At 56.8% G+C, this 19,130-nt stretch carries 16 protein-coding genes; 7 read left to right on the forward strand and 9 right to left on the reverse strand.

What is annotated here, in order from left to right:
- Positions 1-5: 5 nt before the first annotated feature.
- The 3 genes from CHB79_RS03275 to CHB79_RS03285 all read left to right on the forward strand — a co-directional run bounded on the left by CHB79_RS03275 (position 6) and on the right by CHB79_RS03285 (position 2,053).
- On the forward strand, positions 6-479 hold the full coding sequence (locus CHB79_RS03275; protein WP_010483148.1) for a hypothetical protein: 474 nt from the start codon (positions 6-8) through the stop codon (positions 477-479).
- A 248-nt stretch (positions 480-727) separates the two neighbouring features.
- Entirely contained in the window at positions 728-1,504 is a 777-nt protein-coding gene (locus tag CHB79_RS03280; protein WP_089358870.1) for a class II glutamine amidotransferase, read from the forward strand.
- Positions 1,505-1,528: 24 nt separating this feature from the next.
- Entirely contained in the window at positions 1,529-2,053 is a 525-nt protein-coding gene (locus tag CHB79_RS03285) for a DUF2937 family protein (RefSeq protein ID WP_089358871.1), read from the forward strand.
- A gap of 41 nt (positions 2,054-2,094) precedes the next feature.
- Here CHB79_RS03285 and CHB79_RS03290 read toward each other — a convergent pair whose 3' ends face one another.
- The 3 genes from CHB79_RS03290 to CHB79_RS03300 all read right to left on the reverse strand — a co-directional run bounded on the left by CHB79_RS03290 (position 2,095) and on the right by CHB79_RS03300 (position 5,474).
- Positions 2,095-3,273, reverse strand: a complete 1,179-nt coding sequence (locus CHB79_RS03290) for a vWA domain-containing protein (protein WP_010483151.1) — start codon at positions 3,271-3,273, stop codon at positions 2,095-2,097.
- Between the two features lie 140 nt (positions 3,274-3,413).
- Positions 3,414-4,259 carry an AAA family ATPase gene (locus CHB79_RS03295; protein WP_010483153.1) on the reverse strand — a complete coding sequence of 282 codons (846 nt, stop codon included), beginning with the start codon at positions 4,257-4,259 and terminating at the stop codon, positions 3,414-3,416.
- A 150-nt stretch (positions 4,260-4,409) separates the two neighbouring features.
- Complete coding sequence (locus CHB79_RS03300) at positions 4,410-5,474, reverse strand: DUF748 domain-containing protein (protein ID WP_176443120.1); 1,065 nt, start codon at positions 5,472-5,474, stop codon at positions 4,410-4,412.
- A 196-nt stretch (positions 5,475-5,670) separates the two neighbouring features.
- Between CHB79_RS03300 and cysK the strand changes: the two genes are divergently transcribed.
- The gene (gene cysK, locus CHB79_RS03305; RefSeq protein ID WP_089358872.1) at positions 5,671-6,645 is read left to right on the forward strand and encodes a cysteine synthase A; all 975 of its coding nucleotides are present in this window, start codon (positions 5,671-5,673) and stop codon (positions 6,643-6,645) included.
- 227 nt (positions 6,646-6,872) lie between these two features.
- On the opposite strand, the gene CHB79_RS03310 is transcribed toward cysK, so the two are convergent.
- The 6 genes from CHB79_RS03310 to CHB79_RS03335 all read right to left on the reverse strand — a co-directional run bounded on the left by CHB79_RS03310 (position 6,873) and on the right by CHB79_RS03335 (position 14,158).
- Complete coding sequence (locus tag CHB79_RS03310) at positions 6,873-8,429, reverse strand: AbgT family transporter (RefSeq protein WP_176443121.1); 1,557 nt, start codon at positions 8,427-8,429, stop codon at positions 6,873-6,875.
- 32 nt (positions 8,430-8,461) lie between these two features.
- A complete protein-coding gene (locus tag CHB79_RS03315; protein ID WP_089358873.1) occupies positions 8,462-9,610 on the reverse strand; it encodes a M20 metallopeptidase family protein in 1,149 nt (382 codons plus the stop codon).
- A gap of 384 nt (positions 9,611-9,994) precedes the next feature.
- Positions 9,995-10,915: a DMT family transporter gene (locus CHB79_RS03320; protein WP_089358874.1), complete on the reverse strand. Its 921-nt coding sequence runs from the start codon at positions 10,913-10,915 to the stop codon at positions 9,995-9,997.
- A 167-nt stretch (positions 10,916-11,082) separates the two neighbouring features.
- Positions 11,083-12,396, reverse strand: a complete 1,314-nt coding sequence (locus CHB79_RS03325) for a CitMHS family transporter (RefSeq protein ID WP_089358875.1) — start codon at positions 12,394-12,396, stop codon at positions 11,083-11,085.
- Positions 12,397-12,482: 86 nt separating this feature from the next.
- Positions 12,483-12,806, reverse strand: coding sequence for an AtuA-related protein (locus tag CHB79_RS03330; protein ID WP_010483186.1), 324 nt, complete (start codon positions 12,804-12,806; stop codon positions 12,483-12,485).
- On the reverse strand, positions 12,806-14,158 hold the full coding sequence (locus CHB79_RS03335; RefSeq protein WP_089358876.1) for an acyclic terpene utilization AtuA family protein: 1,353 nt from the start codon (positions 14,156-14,158) through the stop codon (positions 12,806-12,808). The genes CHB79_RS03330 and CHB79_RS03335 overlap by 1 nt, the downstream gene beginning before the upstream one ends.
- Before the next feature lie 105 nt (positions 14,159-14,263).
- Between CHB79_RS03335 and CHB79_RS03340 the strand changes: the two genes are divergently transcribed.
- From CHB79_RS03340 to CHB79_RS03350, 3 genes are all read left to right on the forward strand, one after another.
- Entirely contained in the window at positions 14,264-15,142 is an 879-nt protein-coding gene (locus CHB79_RS03340) for a LysR family transcriptional regulator (RefSeq protein WP_089358877.1), read from the forward strand.
- 108 nt (positions 15,143-15,250) lie between these two features.
- Positions 15,251-16,981 carry a bifunctional isocitrate dehydrogenase kinase/phosphatase gene (gene aceK, locus CHB79_RS03345; RefSeq protein WP_089358878.1) on the forward strand — a complete coding sequence of 577 codons (1,731 nt, stop codon included), beginning with the start codon at positions 15,251-15,253 and terminating at the stop codon, positions 16,979-16,981.
- A gap of 49 nt (positions 16,982-17,030) precedes the next feature.
- On the forward strand, positions 17,031-19,067 hold the full coding sequence (locus tag CHB79_RS03350; protein WP_245851325.1) for a TonB-dependent receptor family protein: 2,037 nt from the start codon (positions 17,031-17,033) through the stop codon (positions 19,065-19,067).
- The last annotated feature ends 63 nt before the right edge of the window (positions 19,068-19,130 follow it).

A 19,130-nucleotide genomic window follows, 5' to 3' on the forward strand; every position in this document is an offset into this window, starting at 1 on the left:
ACCTTATGTTTGAGAACGAAAACCTACTCGCATGGGCCGTCTACGCCGTTGCCGCGTTGGGCTGCCTACTGGTTTGGTTCCGTTTAACCCGCTGGATGTGGCGTTACGTGCGCGAACCTTTGCGGGTTCTGGTCGCGGTCTTGTTATTCAGCCCGACCATTGTCGACCCGGGTAAGGAGCTGTTTGCCCCGGCTATCGCGGTTAGTGCCCTGGATATTTTATTCAAGGTGGGTAATAACCTCTGGCGTGCAGTGGCTGATCTGGCCCTTTACGGCATGATTGCCTTTGCCGCCTACCTGGTTTTCGTGGCCATTCGCTGGCCAATCGAGCGTTGGTGGAAAGAACGTCGCCAGGCCAGGCTGGAGCCTGAAGAGGAGCAAGACCCACGCACCCTGCGTGAAATCATGGATGATGGCGATGCCGAGCCCACCTATGCCCAGCATGACCGCCACGGCATGCGTGTAGAGCCAAGGCTCTAGCCTTGATCAAGCCGCTTGCCCGCAGCACCGGCAAGTGGCTTGATTTTCTTGCTTTTGCTGGCAACTGAGTGCGACTGGCAAAGCTTACCCCGCCGAACAAAAACTATCGCAACCTGCATATGGCGGGCGACTGCCGGGTAGCGCCTGGGCTAATCTTGTGCAAACGCACTTTGCGCAATGGCAAGGCGCTGAGAAATCCCTGAAAACCATAGTGCGTCCAGGTTACTACAGCGGTTGGAGAAAACAGGATGTGTGAACTGTTGGGCATGAGTGCCAACGTGCCGACTGATATTGTTTTTAGCTTTACCGGGCTGATGCAGCGCGGTGGCAGTACCGGCCCGCACCGCGATGGCTGGGGGATAGGTTTTTATGAAGGGCGCGGTCTGCGCTTGTTCCAAGACCCCAGCGCCAGTTATGAGTCGGAAGTGGCAAAGTTGGTGCAGCGCTACCCGATCAAGAGCGAAGTGGTGATCGGGCATATTCGCCAAGCCAATGTTGGCCGGGTCTGCCTGGCCAATACTCATCCCTTCGTACGCGAAATGTGGGGGCGTAGCTGGTGTTTTGCCCACAATGGCCAGTTGGCGGACTTTGCTCCCGAACTGGGCTTCTACCAGCCCATTGGCGATACGGACAGTGAAGCGGCCTTTTGCGATTTGCTCAACCGGCTACGGGCTGAGTTTTCCTGTGCGGTTGAGGTCGAGCAAATGTTGCCGACCTTGGTTCAGGCCTGTGCCGCCTACCGGCGAAAGGGCGTTTTCAATTGCCTGCTCAGTAATGGCGATTGGCTATTTAGCTTTTGTTCAAGCAAGCTAGCCCATATCACCCGTCGCGCACCTTTCGGGCCGGCACAGTTGACGGATGTTGATGTGCAGGTCGATTTTCAGTCAGAAACCACGCCCAATGACATAGTCACAGTGCTGGCAACGGCGCCATTGACCAATAACGAGAGCTGGAATTTGTACCAGCCAGGAGAGTGGCGTTTGTGGCGCGCGGGGGAATGTATCGCACAAGGCCTGGCGGATTAACCAGGAATAAAGGGGAGGGGGCGGATGTTTAAAAGCTATCTACGCTTGGCGCTGTTTGCTTTGGGCTTGCTGGTCGGTGTGCAGGTGCCTGGCTATATCGACGATTACAGCAAGCGTGTCGATGCGCACCTGCAGGAGTCCGAGCAAAGCCTGCAAGGCTTCCGTGACACTGCAAAACGCTTTTTCAAGGGCGATATGCTTGCCTTGGTGGCGCATTATCAGGCCAGTGATGATCCGGTGATGCAAAGCGATGCAAAGAGCGTCAATACCCTGGTGATGCGTTCGGACTGGCTTAAGGCTGAATCCAAAGCCATGCATGGCCCCTGGTATCAGCAGGTTTGGCATCTGGCTACCGCTGCCGATTCCGAGTTGCTCAGGGAAACCTACGCGGCCTATAGCTTCCAGGTGTTACTGGTGCCCGAGGCGATTGCCTGGGGAATTGTCTGCGCCTTGTTGCTGGCGTTGCTGGTCGAACTGTTGCTGGTGACCATTGTACAACTGCTTGGCGGTGGCCAGGATCGTCGCGTGCGTGACCGTCATTGGCGATAAGCATGCTCAAGCGCTGCCGCAGGTGAGCCTGCGGCATTTGCTTATTTGGACAGCAACTTCATGCCGTCTTCTAGGCCTTGCAAGGTCAAGGGATACATCTTGTCCTCGACCAGTTCACGAATGATGTTGGTCGAGGCGGTGTAGCCCCAGGTGTCTTTGGGGTAGGGGTTGATCCAGATGAGTTTCTTGTATTTCTCCATGAAGCGCTTGATCCACAGATAACCTGGTTCTTCGTTCCAGTGCTCGACGCTGCCACCGGCCTGGGTGATTTCATAGGGCGCCATGGCCGCATCCCCGACAAATACGACTTTGTAATCAGCGCCATACTTGTGCAGCAGGTCCTGGGTGGAGAAACGCTCGGAGGTGCGGCGCAGGTTGTTCTTCCACACCGACTCATAAATGCAGTTGTGAAAGTAGAAGTACTCCATGTGCTTGAACTCGGTCTTGCACGCGGAAAATAGCTCTTCACAAACCTTGACGTGGGCGTCCATCGAGCCGCCGATGTCGAACAGGATCAGCAGTTTGACCGTGTTGCGTCGCTCCGGTCGCATGCGGATGTTGAGCAGGCCTGCATCCTTGGCGGTATGGTCGATGGTGCCATCGAGATCCAGCTCATCTTCGGCGCCCTGGCGGGCAAACTTGCGCAGGCGGCGTAGTGCAACCTTGATGTTGCGCGTGCCCAGTTCAACCTGGTCGTCTAGGTTCTTATAGTCGCGCTGGTCCCACACTTTCACGGCTTTACCCTGGCGCTTGCCTGCATCTCCAACACGAATCCCTTCCGGGTTGAATCCGCCTGAACCGAAGGGGCTTGTGCCGCCCGTGCCAATCCACTTGTTACCGCCAGCGTGGCGCTCTTTCTGTTCTTCGAGGCGCTTTTTAAACTCTTCGATGAGTTTGTCCAGGCCGCCGAGGGATTCGATCTTGGCGCGTTCTTCTTCGCTGAGCGAACGCTCGAATTCCTTGCGCAGCCATTCATCCGGGATCAGCGCTTCAATATGCTGGTTGAGGTTTTCCAGGCCATTGAAATAGGCGCCGAAGGCGCGGTCGAACTTGTCGAAGTGGCGCTCGTCCTTAACCAGAATAGTGCGGGCGAGGTAATAGAACTCGTCCATGTCAGCGAACACCACGTTGTGTTTCAACGCGTTGATCAGGTCGAGCAACTCACGCACCGAGACCGGCACCTTGGCTGCACGCATTTCGTTGAATAGGTTAAGCAGCATGGCTGCACCCTCATGTGTAGGTTCGGATCGGGCTGCTGCGCTTCGGCCCTCGCAGGCAGGCTTGGCTGGACAGCGAGGACTCTCTACACGGGCTCTCGCCCGAGAGCGACCGGCCGAGCGGAGTCGCCACGATCGGACAATTAGCGACCGGCGCGGCGGCTCATAAAGGCCAGGCGTTCGAGCAGTTGAACATCCTGCTCGTTCTTGACCAAGGCCCCGGCCAGCGGCGGAATCGCCTTGGTTGGGTCGCGCTCACGCAATACCGCTTCGCCGATGTTGTCGGCCATCAGCAGTTTCAGCCAATCAACCAGTTCGGAGGTCGAAGGCTTCTTCTTCAGGCCCGGCACCTTGCGCACATCGAAGAACACGTCGAGGGCCTCGCTGACCAGGTCTTTCTTGATGGTCGGGTAGTGCACGTCAACGATGCGCTGCAAGGTGTCGCGATCGGGGAAGGCGATGTAGTGGAAGAAGCAGCGGCGCAAGAAGGCATCCGGCAGTTCCTTCTCGTTGTTTGAGGTGATGATGATAATCGGGCGCTGGACCGCCTTGATGGTTTCATCGGTCTCGTAAACGTAGAACTCCATCTTGTCGAGTTCTTGCAGCAGGTCGTTGGGGAATTCGATGTCGGCCTTGTCGATTTCATCGATCAGCAGGATGACTCGTTCTTGGGATTCAAAGGCTTCCCAGAGTTTGCCCTTCTTGATGTAGTTGCGTACATCGTGGACCTTGTCGGAGTCGAGTTGCGAGTCGCGCAGGCGGCTGACCGCGTCATATTCATACAGGCCCTGGTGGGCCTTGGTGGTTGATTTGATGTGCCAGGTGATCAGGCGCGCGCCAAAGGACTCGGCCAGTTGCTCGGCCAGCATGGTCTTGCCGGTGCCAGGCTCACCCTTGACCAGCAACGGGCGTTCCAGGGTAATGGCAGCGTTAACCGCAAGCTTGAGATCGTCGGTTGCGACGTATGACTGAGTGCCTTCGAACTTCATGCTAAATCCTCACACCGGTACGCCCGGGTAATCGCCACGGGTCAATGGGTTAAAGCCCAACTATACCGTGCCGGTTGGGCCGCTGTGAACGAAGACGGGGTATTCAGTCACTGAATGGCGAGTCACCTTGCAAACGTTCCTTGGGACCGGTCATTGCCGGGTTGAGTCGAAACGATTACTGAATGCCTTGACGAAGGCATTGCGCAGAATCGATTTGAAGGCCTGCCAGTTACTGACGTCGTAGGCGTTGAGGTCGCCGGCAATCTCGATGCGGGTGGCGAATTGGTCCTTGCTGTGGTTTTTCAGCAGCCAGCCGCCGCTGCCAACCAGGGCTTCCCAGATACCGCTGAAAAAGTTTTTATCCTCGGCCTCGACATCTTGTTGCCAGTCGAAAATCTCCATGTCACGCAGCAATGGCTTGGCATAGCCATCGATCTTGCCTTTACGCGCCTCTAGCTCCATGACGAAGTCGCCATTGCCTTTGACAAAGTCAAAGTCGGCGTAGGTGCGGGTGAAGCTATTGAGTTGCTTGAGTTCGATATCGGTAACGCGCAGCTTTAGGTCAAAATCATCCAGCTTGCCCAGCGGATTGAGTTTGGCGCTGGTTTGCAGTGGCGCGTTACCGAAGATTTTAGCGGTGGCCTTGAAACTCGCCGGCAACAGCGCTTTGCTGGCGTTGGTATTGCTTAGATTCAACAGCGTGGCATTCAGTTGGGTGGCTTTTATATCCACCGGCGGTTTCGAGTTGAAGTTGCGAAAGGCCAGGGTGCCCTGGTTGACCCTGACTTCATTGAGAGTGATGGGCAACAAGGCTTTGAGTTGCTGGCGCCAGTCGACCCCTTCACCGGTTTGCGAGGCTGCGGCATTGCCGCCATCGACAAAGGTCAGCTTGGGCTGCTCGAACACCACACTCGCAACCACGGCATGATCGTTCCACAGAGCGCTCCAGCTCACCGAAAGGTCAATTGATGGTGCCTCTAGCAGCGGTACCGGGACCTTGCCGTTGACCTTGCTGATGTTCAACTGGTTAATGCGATAGGCGCCGCGCCACAGCGCAAGGTCGACATCGGTGATATGCCCGCGATAATCACCCATGTCGGCGAGCTGTTCATTAAGGTAATCACGCACCAATGATGGCAGCATAATGTGCAGCACCACCAACAGGCAGGCGATGCTGATTAGAGTCCACAGAGGTATAGCGAAACGTTTTCTCATAATTAAACTGACTCGCTAACGCGTAATTGGTTTCCAGTAATCAAGCCATTGGGCTGGATGTGCGCGCTTGGAGCGCCGTGCTGGCCTGTACGGTTGTGATTATTCGCGGCCTAATGTTGCAGAAGTTGCCTGGCTACTGGACGCGCGCAAGCTTGCGTCATAGGCTAATCAGCTAACTCCGTACAAGGATCCCATCATGAGCCGCATCTTTGCAGACAACGCACAAGCCATCGGCAATACACCGCTGGTGATGATTAATCGCCTGGGCCCCAAAGGGGTGACCATTCTTGCCAAGATCGAAGGTCGCAACCCTGCCTACTCAGTCAAATGCCGGATTGGCGCCAACATGGTCTGGGATGCGGAAGCACGCGGCGTTCTCAAGCCTGGCATGACCATTGTCGAGCCAACCTCCGGTAACACCGGTATTGGCCTGGCGTTTGTGGCCGCTGCGCGTGGCTACAAACTGTTGCTGACCATGCCAGCGTCGATGAGCCTTGAACGACGCAAGGTGCTTAAAGCGCTTGGTGCCGAGTTGGTGCTGACCGAGCCAGCCAAAGGCATGAAGGGCGCTATCGAAAAAGCCACTGAAATTGCCCAGTCGGACAGTGGCAAATACTTTATGCCACAGCAGTTCGAGAACCCGGCAAATCCGGAGATTCACGAGAAGACCACGGGCCCGGAAATCTGGAATGACACCGAAGGTGCAATTGATGTGCTGGTCTCCGGCGTAGGTACTGGCGGTACCATTACCGGGGTTTCGCGCTACATCAAGAAGACCCAGGGCAAGCCGATTCTTTCGGTCGCTGTCGAGCCCACCAGTTCCCCGGTTATCAGCCAGACCATCGCGGGTGACGAGGTCAAGCCGAGTCCGCACAAGATCCAGGGCATAGGCGCGGGGTTCGTACCGAAAAACCTTGATCTGGACATGGTTGACCGGGTTGAGCAGGTCAGTGACGAAGACTCAAAAGCCGTTGCGCTGCGCCTGATGCGTGAGGAGGGCATTCTCTGCGGTATTTCCTGTGGCGCGGCCATGGCCGTGGCAATGAGAATCGCCAATGAGCCGAACATGCAAGGCAAGACAATCGTGGTGATCCTGCCGGATTCTGGCGAGCGTTACCTGTCGAGCATGTTGTTCAGCGATATGTTTAGCGATCAGGAAATGGTCCAGTAGTAGCCTGAAGGCCGCAGCCGCTAAGGATGCGGCTGCTCTGCATGAAAGCCGCGCGCCCGAGCAATGCACCGGCATGATTTTCCTCAAGGCTAGCGCGCTCCCAATGTGCTTGCCTTTGTGGCTGGGTGCCGCATCGCCGCATCTATGCTCACAGGCACGCACTACAACGCATTAACCTGGACCAGGGCGGTCGAGTTCCATGCCTCGACCACCCCGGGTTGTAGCGGCTACATGTGCATATAGATATTCGGCCCCACCGGCAAGCCAAGCATCGTCCACAGCAGCATGAACGCTGTCCAGCACACCAGGAAACCCAGCGACAGCGGCAACATGGTCGCCATCAGAGTCCCCAGTCTCAACTTCGGATAGTATTGCTGCATAAAGGCCAATACCACGGCGAAATATGGCGACAGCGGGGAAATGATATTGGTCGTACTGTCTCCCACGCGGAACATGGCCATGGTGAATGCAGGCTCGATATTCAACTGCATCAGCATGGGGATGAAAATCGGTGCGAATAAGGCAAACTGCGCAGAACCTGATGTCATGAAGATATTCATGAGCGCGGTGAGCAAAATGAAGCCGACGATCAAGCTATAACCGGTCAATCCCAGCGAAGTCAGAAAAGTTGCGCCCTCAAAGGCAATCAAACTGCCGATCCCGCTCCATTTAAACAGCGCGATAAACTGTGAAATCATAAAGAACAACACCAAGATCGAGGCGAGGTTCTTTATGCACCCGGTCATGATTTCTGGAATATCTTCAGCCTTCTTGATTACCCCCGTCGCCTTGCCATACACATAGCCCACGCCCAGGAAGTAAATGAACAGGAAGGGCACAAATGACTTCATGAACGGCGAGGGAATCAGACCGCCCTCGGCATTTCGAAATGCCGAGTCCGCAGGTAGCAATATCAGAAGTATCAAGCCTACGAACACCAGGGTGAACAGGCCCGCATGCTTTAATCCGCGTTTCTCCTCAGGGGTGATTGCAGCTTCCAGTGAAGTCTGAGCCTTTGTGTTGATGGTCAATACCGACATTGGCAGGATTCGATTGAGCCGAGGTTCAACGATCTTGTCGACGATGACGGTGCCGACAATGGCGAGAATGACAACCGAGCAGGCGGCAAAATAATAATTGTCGACTGGCGACACATAGGCATTTGGGTCAATGATCCTTGCCGCTTCCGTTGCAAGTCCGGAGAAGATTGCATCACCGGCGGTAACAAAGAGGCTGGCGTCATAACCAGCACTTACCGCTGCATATGCTGCCGCGGCCCCGGCGATAGGGTGGCGGCCGACAGAGAGGAAGATCATTGCGACCAAGGGGGTGAAAATCAAAACGCTGGCATCTGAAGCAATGGATGACGAAACCCCGGTGATAAACACCAGAAAGGTCAGCAGGTGCCTTGGCGCCTTGGTCACGGTCTGCTTCATCACGATTGAAATGAGCCCGACGTGATCGGCTACACCGATACCGAACATCACAATGATAATGGTGCCCAGTACCGGGAAGTTGACAAAGTTGCTGACCAGGCTGGTAAAGATATGAACAATACCTTCGCCACTGGCCAGGCTTTTAACCAGTACCGCTTCACCGGTTTTAGGGTTGATGCTGTGAACCCCGAAATAATTTAATACTGCTGAAAGCACCAGGGTGATAAGTGATAAGTAAAAGAATAAAAAGAACGGGTGTGGAAGCTTATTACCAACCCGTTCAATTGCCCCTAGCACGCCAGATGAATGTTCCATTTCAGGTAGTGCCATTTCGGCCGGTTTACTCATGTGCCTTTTCCTTCTTGTATTTTATTTTAAGATTAAGACAGCAACGCGTCGGCAAGGCTCAGATAGCAATCCGTTGCAACCGCGATAAGTGCATCATTGAAGTCATAGTGCGGGTTGTGCAGGTAGGCTGAATCCATGCCGTTGCCGATAAAGAAGTAGCACCCGGGAACTTCTTGAAGGTAAAAGCTAAAGTCTTCGGCGCCCATGGTGGGCATGTAGTCAATTTTCTCGACCCTGCGATCAGGCATGTGCTTGCGGAAGGCATTGATTGCCGTGTCGGTTGCCTTGGCATCATTGATCAGCGCGGGGATGTCCAGCAGTATGTTGAAGCCATAGTCACAGGCACCTGCAAGGCATGCCGATTTCAGTGCGTTTTCAGTTGCCGCGACCAGCATGTCACGGGTTTCCAGCGAGTCGGAGCGCAAGCTGATGGTCAGATTGCAGTTGTTCGGGATGACATTGATGCCCTTTCTGCTACCGGCCTGGATGCTCGACACCGTTATCACGCCTGAACGCAAAGGCGATAACTGCCTGGCAACCGCCGCCTGGACATGATTGATGAACTGCGCCGCCACAACGATGGGGTCATGGGCCAGATGAGGCATGGCGGCGTGTCCGCCCTTGCCGGTAATGGTGATTTCAATGGAGGTGTCGCCACCCATTGCAGAGCCGGGTTTGGCAAAGATATAGCCCTGCTCGAAGCCCGGACGGTTATGGAAGCCGAAGATCATGTCCACCTGTGGGGTTTGCAGAACGCCGTCGTCAATCATGGCCTTGGCGCCAGCGCCACCTTCTTCAGCAGGTTGGAATATGAGCTTGATTTTCCCGGCGTACCGGTCCTTTCTCTGCAGCAGTGCCTCAGCGGCGCATAACAAGGCTGCGGTATGCCCGTCATGGCCACAGGCATGCATCTTTCCATCGATGGTCGACTTGTAGGGAATGCAGTTTTGCTCATGGATGGGCAGCGCATCCATGTCGCTGCGAAACGCAATGCAGGGGCCTGGTCTACCGGTATCCAGCATGCCAACTACCCCTGTCTTGCCCAGCCCTTCGCAGACTTCATAACCCAGATCTTTCAGGGTCCTGGCCACCAACTGCGCGGTCTTGGTTTCTTCATATTTGAGTTCGGGGTGTTTGTGGATTTCATGCCGGAGTTCCACGTACTTGTTAGTGTCAATCATTGTTGTTATTGCTCTCTAAGTGAACGAACTGACTAGCCAGTCACATATAAGAAATACCCAAGCATTAACGCGCCAGCCTTTTGGCTAGCTGGATGACGAGTGCGGGCTGTTAACGCCAGCTATTGCGCATCTTTCGGCAAGCGACACATTCATGGACGGGGATTGTGCTGGGCGAGCGCGCAGTTGCAGTGCCGCCATAGGCAGGTGGGCATGTCCATCAATCAAGCTGACTGAACGCGGGCTATCAGTGCTGGCACAGTCACCAGCCCCTGATATTGATGATGGTATTTGCCTGTCGGGCAGGAGTGTCGCGTCCAGGCGACTCGGCTGATGCGGCAGGGTTGGCATCAAGCGGGGCAGGGCACTACTGCTCCGCCCATGGCTTTAACGGGCAGTACTTTGTGTGGTCGAGGGCACAGGAGCGGGCCGGCTTGGGCGCACCACCAGCCACAAGGCCAGCGCAATAGCCGCGCCGCCATAGACATAGGCCCAGGATAACGGCTCGTCCAGCAACAGCCAGCCCCAAAGCACGCCGAACACGGGGATCAAGAAGGTCGTGGTTGATGCCTGAACCGGACCTATGTCGCTGATCAAGCGGAAATACAGCACGTAGGCGAACGCCGTGCAGATCAAGCCAAGGCCCGCCAATGACAGCCATTCACTGGCGCCACCCCAGGAGACAGGCGGCTGCACCACCAGGGAGCCGATAAACAAGGGGGTCAGGAACAAGCTGGCGCCCACCAGACTGCTAAAGGCGGTGAGACGATTGTCGAGGCCGCCTTGCTGGCCAATCCACTTGCGGGTCAGAAACCCGGCGAAGCCATAGCAGGTGGTTGCTACCAGGCAGGCTGCCGCGCCGAGCAGCATGTGCAGGTCGACGCTGATGGGGCCGGTCTGAGTGAAGAGCCAGACGCCAAATAAACCCAAGGCAACACCGACTGCCTTGCTGGTGGTCAGGGCTTCGCTGAAGAACAGCATGCCGATGAGCACGCCCATAAGCGGGGTCATCGCATTGAAGATCGATGAGTAACCCGCTGGAAGCACCAGTGCGGCCAGACAATACATTGCCGAAGGCAGGCCCGCGTTGATCACGCCAAGTGCCAGGCACTGCTTGAGTTTGCCGCGAAAATCCCAGTCGACCCGCATCACCAGCAGAATAACCAGCAAGCCCAGGGCGCCGAGCGTGGCGCGAAAGAATGCGGTCGGCATGCTGCCAAGCACGGGCGCGACGATACGCATGAACATGAAGCTGGCGCCCCAGATGGCGGCAAGCAACAGCAGTCGGCATAGATCAGTCAGGCGCACGGTGAAACTCCAGGGCAGGCAAGGCGCATAGTGTTTCCATCTACAGGCGCGATAGCAATCCGAAAATTGCTCTTGAATCCTTTTATTTGCTTGCTGTAGCCCCGGTCAAGGCATAAAACCGCCGAGCGCCATTGGCGTCTCGGCGGTTTTCACTCGTGCTCGCCTGATCAGGAGCCCAATTGCACCGCTCCAGTCAGCAGGGCGAAAGTCAGCATCAACAGGCTTACGCTCCAGGCCCAGAAGAAGGTATAGGTAATGTGCTTGCGCAACTCTACGCCCGCCAGAGCCAGGGCGAGATAGACGCTCGGCACAACCGGGCTGATTGCAAAACCGGTGTTTTCACCAATCAGCATGGCCCGCGCGACCGATTCCAAGGGCACGCCAGCCGCCACTGCGACATCACGAATAACCGGCAGCAAGGCAAAGTAATAGGCATCGGGCGAGAAGATCATGCCCAGCGGGACACCGAAGAAGCCAACCAGCACATGCAGGTATTGAGCTGATCCATGGGGCAGGATGTCGATGATCGACAGGGCCATGGCATCAGACATCTTGGCCCCGGACAACACACCCAGGAGCACTGCGGCTGCCATCATCACCAGCGACATTTGCAGGGCGTCGGCGGCATGGGCCTTGATGCGCTCGGTCTGCAGGTTGAGATCCGGGAAATTCAGCGGCAAGGCTATGCCAAGCCCGACCATGAAGCATGCATAGAGTGGGAATGTACCGGTAAACAGACAGGCCAGGATTGCAGCGGTGAGCGCGACGTTGCACCAGTAGCGCACCGAACGCGGCGACAAGCCGAACTCCCGCGACTCGGGCTGCCCCAGGCTGGTGTCGAAGGTCGCTGCGGCACCGAGGGACTTGGGGACCCTGCGTTGGGCGCGCAGGCCGAGCCAGGCGGCAATCAGTAGCATCATCCCCAGGCCAAGCAGTTGCACCGGGATCAGGCCGAGCCACAGTTCGGTGGCGTCCAGCCCGGTGGTGGCCGCTGCTCGGGCGGTGGTGCCACCCCAGGGCACCATGTTGATGACCCCGGCTGTCGTGCCCACCAGCATCAACAGCAGGTTGGGGCTCATGTTCAAGCGTTTGTAGATGGGCAGCAACGCTGGAATGACCAGCAGGAACGTCGCGGCGCCAACGCCATCGAGGTGCACCGATGCCGTGATCAATACCGTGGCCAGTGCCACAGCCAACGGCTTGCCGCCCGTGCGCCGAATCAGGAAGTTGACCAGCGGATCGAACAGTCCCCGGTCGCGCATGATGCCGAAATACAAAATGGCGAACAAAAAGAGTGCGGCAGTCGGAGCTACTGTTATCAGACCGCTCTTGATAAAGCCGCCGGTTTCGCCAGGCGTAAAACCGGCCAGCAGGCAGATCGCGACAGGGATGGTGGTGAATGCCACTACCGGACTCATCTTGCGCAGCAGAATCAACGAGATGATGCCAAGCATCATCACAAAACCCAGGGTTGTGATCATTGTGTTCAACCTCAATCATTGTTTTTATTGTTCAACATGCCGCGTTGTTCAGTGCGGCGACCTTTATCTGTCTGGTTCGGGCGCGTTCAAGCTGGCGGCGGCAATTGCATGGCCAGGAGCAGGTAACTCAAGCTTTTGCCGTGGCGATCAAGCCCCGGACTGCGGGTCACGCCGCCTTCCAGTGCGCCTTCCAGGACGAAGTTCAAGGCCTGCAGTGAATCGATTTCATAGCGTTTGATGGACGCCGGGCGTCGCCCCGAAAATTGCGCCGCCACTCGCTCTGGCGTTAATTCGCGCTTGAGCCACTGATAGTGATCGGGGTTCAGAGGGAACACGGCGACGCACAGAATGTTGCCTTTGTCGCCGGCACGGGCATGGGCATAGTCGGCCAGGGTAATGCTCGTATTCATCAGTACCACTCCAGTCGGGTTTGAACGGCGCTGCGCGGGATCAGGAAATCGCGAGTGGTAATGGATTCGCTGAGGTGCCTACGCACACCGCCGCCGCCAGCTGGGCCGTTGGTGTAGAGCGATTCCACCTCGGCCTGGAGTTGCTCTATCAGCTGGCGATTCTCATCAACGATGCCGACACGGACCTGTACATCTTCCACCACCGGGGGGCAGGCCAGGCGCTTGTCCAGGTAGTCGCCGTGCTGGTCATTGAACAAGCTGGCAACGCCAACAAGGTCAATCCAGGGGGTTAGCGACGGGCCTAGTTGTGCGAAGCGTTGTTGCAGGATCTCGCGGGCCAGGCTGGCGCGTTCAACAGCCCCAGGCCCGGCATAGCTGATGGAGGCTTCGCCAAACCAGAGTCCGCGTACGCCCGCCAATCCCTTGAGTTTTTCCGGCCGCGGGTGGCCTTGAATGCCGCTGACCCGCACGCGATCTTCAGCAACAAGCTCGACCTGCGCCTGGCCCAGGTCGAGTACCACGTCGGGGGTTAGGTAGCGGCGTGGATCATGGATCTCGTAAAGCAATTGTTCCTTGACCGTGCGCTCATTGACGCAGCCGCCACTGCCTTCGGCCTTGGTCACGACCAGGTCGCCATCGGCACTGACTTCTATGATCGGGCAGTCCAGGTTAGCCGGGTTGGGCACATCCTTGATTCCGGGGTGAGCAAAGTAGCCGCCGGTCACCTGTGTGCAGCATTCCAGCAGGTGCCCAGCGGTTGTGGCGATCGCCATTTTTTGCCAGTCATCAAAGGCCCAGCCCAGCCCATGGCGAATTGGACCGACCGCCAGTGATGGGTCGGACACTCTGCCGCAGAGGACGATATTGGCACCTTGCTCCAACGCCTGGGTAATGCCGTCGGCGCCGGTATATACGTTGACCGACACCAGTTCGCCGGGTAGGTCAGAGGTCGCAAGCCATTGCTGGAAATGCGCTTGACCGAGTGCAAGCAGGTCGTCACCCAGCACACAGGCAATTTTCAGGTCTGCATGGCGCCCGGCCAGCTTGTTGCGCAGGCTCAGCGCCGCCGCCTGGGGATTGGCTGCGCCACCATTGGTAATGATCGGGATGGAGGCTTCGAGGCAGATATCGAGAATAGGGTCGAGGAAATCGAACAGGCGGCTGGCATAGCCGCTGTTGGGGTCCAGCTGTTTGCGCAGTTGTGCTTCAGCCAGGGTTCGCTCGGCAAGCAGCTCGAGCATCAAATAGCGTTTTCCGGAGCGCGTCGCCAGGCTTCGGGCCAGGCGCAATGTTGCGTCTGGACGATCACTGGCAAACCCGGCTCCGCAACCGATGTGGATTATATTTGTCATGGCTCAAGGCTCGGTATCTGTGGCCCGGCCATAGTGGCGTCAATTGATATTTCTGTGAATTTTAATTATAAGAATAACTATTCCATAAAATTGAATAGAGTCGTCGTGGATATCAGCTTTCGCCAGTTGCGGGCATTTACCCTGGTCGCGCAAACCCTGAGTTTCACCCGGACATCGGAACTCCTGCATTTGTCGCCACCGGCACTGAGCTACAGCATCCGCCGGCTGGAGGAGGCGTTAGGGCTAAAGCTACTCGCGCGCAACACACGCAGTGTTGAGTTAACTCCAGCCGGTGAGCATTTTTTACCGCAGGCCCAGCAATTGCTCCGGGTGATGGGCGATGCGGTCAGCGATGCGCAGGAACTGTTGAACCTGGACAGCGGCACATTGCGCTTGGCGGCCTTGCCCACCGCGGCTGCATCATTCCTGCCTGGGGTGATTGCAGCCTATAGCCGTGAACATCCGGGGGTTCAGGTGTCCTTGCTCGATGGCCGCGCCGGGGAGGTCAGGGATTGGGTCTTGGCGGGCGAGGTCGATGTGGGTATTACCTCCTTGCCGCAAGACATGCTCGGGCTTGAGTTCAAGCATTTGGTCAACGATAACCTGGTATTGCTGGTGCGCGATGAAGGCGGCGATCTCGAAAGCTGGAAGACCAAGCCCTATATCGCTCTGGCGGCAGACACCAGTATTCGCCCGCTGGCGGACATGACACTGCTCAGCTTGGGCGTAAATGCCCAGCCGACCTGGCAAGTCGCGCACATGAGCACCGCAGCCGCCATGGTTCGCGAGGGCCTGGGCTTTACGCTACTGCCGGCAAGCTGCTCATCCTTTTTGCAGTTGGGCGAAGCCTTGCTGGTACTGCCCGTGGCACAACTGGTGCAGCGCTCTCTGGGGCTGCTGCAACGCAAACCGGTCAGGCAAACCCCAGCGCTGCAAATCTTTATGCAGTACCTCGATAGTCGCCTGAGCCAGGCATTTGCCTAGACGTGCCGGAGCCGCTTCGATTCACTTGGCGGCTCGGTTGTGCTTTCGCTGGCGCTGGCATCTGGCTAAGCTCGGTTGCAACGCAACAGGTCCAGCAGAGGTTTGCCCATGACTCAGCAAGCGCTAACGGCGGATATCGCTCGCCTGATTCTTGATGGCTTTGATGATTATCGCGAGCATTTTCGCCGCATCACCGACGGTGCCCGAACACGCTTCGAGCAAGCGCAATGGCAGGCCGGTCAACAGGCTTCTGCGGCGCGTATCAACCTCTACGAAGAGAAGGTCAGGGAGTTCAACCTGCGCCTGCGCGACGGGATTGGCGCCGAGTTGCTGGACATCAGCCACTGGACGCAGGTCAAGTCGGACTATATCCAGCTGATCGACAGCCGTTTCGACGATGAACTCTCCGAAACCTGGTTCAACTCGATTTTTTGCAGTTTGTTCAGTCATGATCAAATCAGCGATGACTGCATGTTCATTCATACCACGCGGCCATCCATACACAGCCGCCAGCGCGCAGCGCAGACGCGTCTCTACAGCCTCGGCCCGGATCATGGGAACGCCCGGGGGCTGGCCCGGATGCTTGAGTCAATCTTCAATGACTACAGTTTCAGCGCGCCCTTTGAAGACTTGCCGCGTGACCTGGCTCGGCTTGAGGCGCAAATGCGCGAGAGCCTGCCGGACTGGGTGTGCAAAGACCCGGAGCTGACCATCGAACTGTTCTATTCGGTGCTCTATCGCAACAAGGGGGCGTATCTGGTCGGGCGCGTGTTCAACCGGGACGAACAATGGCCGCTGGTGTTCCCACTGTTGCACCGCGAAGGCTTGGGTATCCAGGTGGATGCGCTGATTACCGACGAGGCGGAGGTGTCGATTATTTTCTCCTTCACCCGTTCGTACTTCATGGTCGATGTGGAGATTCCCGCTGAATTTGTCGGCTTTCTCAAGCGCATTCTACCGGGCAAGCATATTGCCGAGCTTTACAGTTCCATTGGTTTTTACAAGCATGGAAAGTCCGAGTTCTACCGGGCGCTGATCAACCACCTGGCGACGACCGATGACCAGTTCATCATGGCGCCAGGTGTGCGTGGCATGGTGATGAGCGTGTTCACCTTGCCGGGCTTCAATACGGTATTCAAGATCATCAAGGATCGCTTCTCGCACACCAAGACGGTGGTGCGTGACACTGTCATCGAGAAGTATCGCCTGGTTAAAAGTGTCGACCGGGTAGGGCGCATGGCCGATACCCAGGAGTTTGCGGATTTTCGTTTCCCAAAGGCCAAGTTCAGTCCCGAGTGTTTGGCTGAGTTGCTTGAGGTCGCGCCATCCACCGTCGAGATCGAAGGCGATACAGTGCTGGTTCGCCACTGTTGGACTGAACGACGCATGACGCCGCTTAACCTCTATGTTGAAAGTGCCAGCGAGGCGCAGGTGCGTGAAGCGCTGGAGGACTATGGCCTGGCAATCAAACAGTTGGCAGCGGCGAATATTTTCCCCGGAGACATGTTGCTGAAAAACTTTGGTGTGACTCGCCATGGCCGGGTGGTGTTCTATGATTACGACGAAATCTGTTTTCTGACCGAGGTCAACTTCAGGCGCATTCCGCCGCCACGTTATCCAGAAGATGAAATGGCGTCCGAGCCCTGGTATTCAGTTGCACCCAACGACGTGTTTCCGGAGGAGTTTCCTCCGTTCCTATTTGCCGATATCAAACAGCGGCGGCTCTTTAGCCAGCTGCACGGTGAGCTTTACGATGCCGATTACTGGAAGAGCCTGCAGGCGGCAATTGTTGAAGGCAAGGTCATCGATGTGTTTCCGTATCGGCGCAAATCCGAATAGCCCGGTTGATGTGTTCAGCTAGGGATTCTCAAGTAGTCATGAGGTTGTTTTGAGATTAACCATGGTAACGGCGGCTGGCGTGCTGCTTGGCGCGAATGCAGGCGCACTGAACGCGGCTCAGCCGCGCACGGATGAGACCCTTGAAATGGCACCCCTGGTGATTGTTTCACCCCGCACAAGCACGCGTTGGCTGAGCACGCCAGCGGCGGTAAGCGTGGTTGAAGCCAATCAGTCCGGCGCGGAGAAGAACCTCGCTCTACAAGGACTGCTGGCCTCTGTTCCCGGGGTGTTCAGCCAGAACCAATATAACCTTGCGCAAGGCTTGCGCCCCTCGATTCGGGGCTATGGCTCGCGTGGTAACTTTGGCGTCCGTGGCGTGCGCGTGTTGGTCGATGGCGTGCCGCTGACCATGCCTGACGGTCAAACCGAGCTGGATGGCCTGGATCTGGGCCTGGTCGAACGCATGGAAGTCTTGCGCGGCCCTTCTTCGGTGCTTTACGGAAACGCGGCGGGCGGTGTGCTCAATATTGAAACGCGCCAGCCGCCTGCCACGCCTTACAGCTTTTTTGACCTGAGCGTCGGCGAACTGGGTTATCAGCGCGCACGGGTGGAAACCGGCGGCACTGCAGGGGATATCGGTGCTTTGCTGGCGTTCAACAGCACCCAGTCAGAGGGCTATCGCGACCATGCAAAAGCTGAAACCAATAGCCTGACCGGCAAGCTGAGCTGGTTCAGCGACTACGGTCGGCTGGGCATCAACTTCAATGCCATCGACAATCGCGCTGAAGATCCAGGCGGGCTCAGGGCTAGTGAAGTCGCCGATGATCGCGGGCAGGCCGCGCCGAATAACCTGCGCTACGACGCCGATGAATGGATTCGCCAGCAACGTCTGAGTGCTGTCTGGGATGGCTACGGTGCCGGTGACGATGAATATCAGCTGCGCAGCTATGTGGGCCAGCGCCAGTTTGGTAACAGCTTGTCGTTCACCAATGGCGGCCAAACTACCTTTGATCGCCTGTTTGCCGGTATGGGCGGGCAATACAGCCACCGCGAAGAGCTGTTGGGCATGTCGCATAAATTCACCGGCGGTTTCGATCTTGAAGTGCAGCGTGATGACCGCAGGCGCTACGACAATTTGCTCGGCGAGCGCGGTGACGAGACCCTTAAGCAAGATGAAAATGCCGACAGCAGCGGCGTCTTTATCGAAGACCAGATTGACCTGACAGATGCCTGGCAAGCGACCCTGGGCGTGCGTTACGACCGGGTACGCCTGTCGGTTGACGACCGTTTCCTCAGCGATGGCGACAATTCCGGCTCACGCAACCTGGAAGACTGGAACTACAGCGCGGGCCTGAGCTACAGGCTTGATCCTCATCAGTCGCTATACGCCAAGGTGGGTACTTCATTCGAGACGCCGACCATCAGTGAGCTGGCCAATCCAAATGGTGGTGGCTTTAACTCATCGCTTGAACCCGTCCACACGCTCAATCGCGAAATTGGCCTGAAAGGTGAGTGGTCGACGCTGCGTTATGACGTGGCACTGTTTAGCATGAAGCTCGATGACGAGCTGGTTGGCTACAGTTTGCCGGGCGAATCGGGGCGCAATTACTATCGTAATGCTGGCAAGTCGCGCCGCGACGGACTGGAGATGAGTCTCAGCTGGCAAATGGCGGATGCCTGGCGCCTGACCGGTGCCTATGCCTACAGCCGCTTCAAGTTCGATGACTATCAGGTTGACGACAATGATTACCATGGCAACTCACTGGCCGGTATTCCTCGGCAAACCTTATTCACCGAAGTGGCCTACGAGCACGAGGGCAACTATGCGCGCTTGAATATGAGTGCCTATGACGCCATGTATGCCAACGATGCCAATGATGTGGAAGTCAGCGGCTATGCACTGACCAACTTGCGTATCGGCAAGCTGATAAAGGCGGGCGGGCAGACCTGGGAGCCGTACCTGGGCGTCGACAACCTGTTTGACCGTGAGTATTACGACAACGTGCGAATCAACGATGCCAACAGTCGTTATTATGAACCGGGACCCGGGCGTACGGTCTATACAGGGCTGCGTGTAACATTTTGAGCAAAGTTGCTGACGGATAACTGACGAGTATCAATCGAGGCAGGGTGATTCGAGGTAATCTAT

Origin of the sequence: Pseudomonas segetis (genome assembly GCF_900188155.1) — a bacterium.
GTDB classification, from domain to species: domain Bacteria; phylum Pseudomonadota; class Gammaproteobacteria; order Pseudomonadales; family Pseudomonadaceae; genus Aquipseudomonas; species Aquipseudomonas segetis.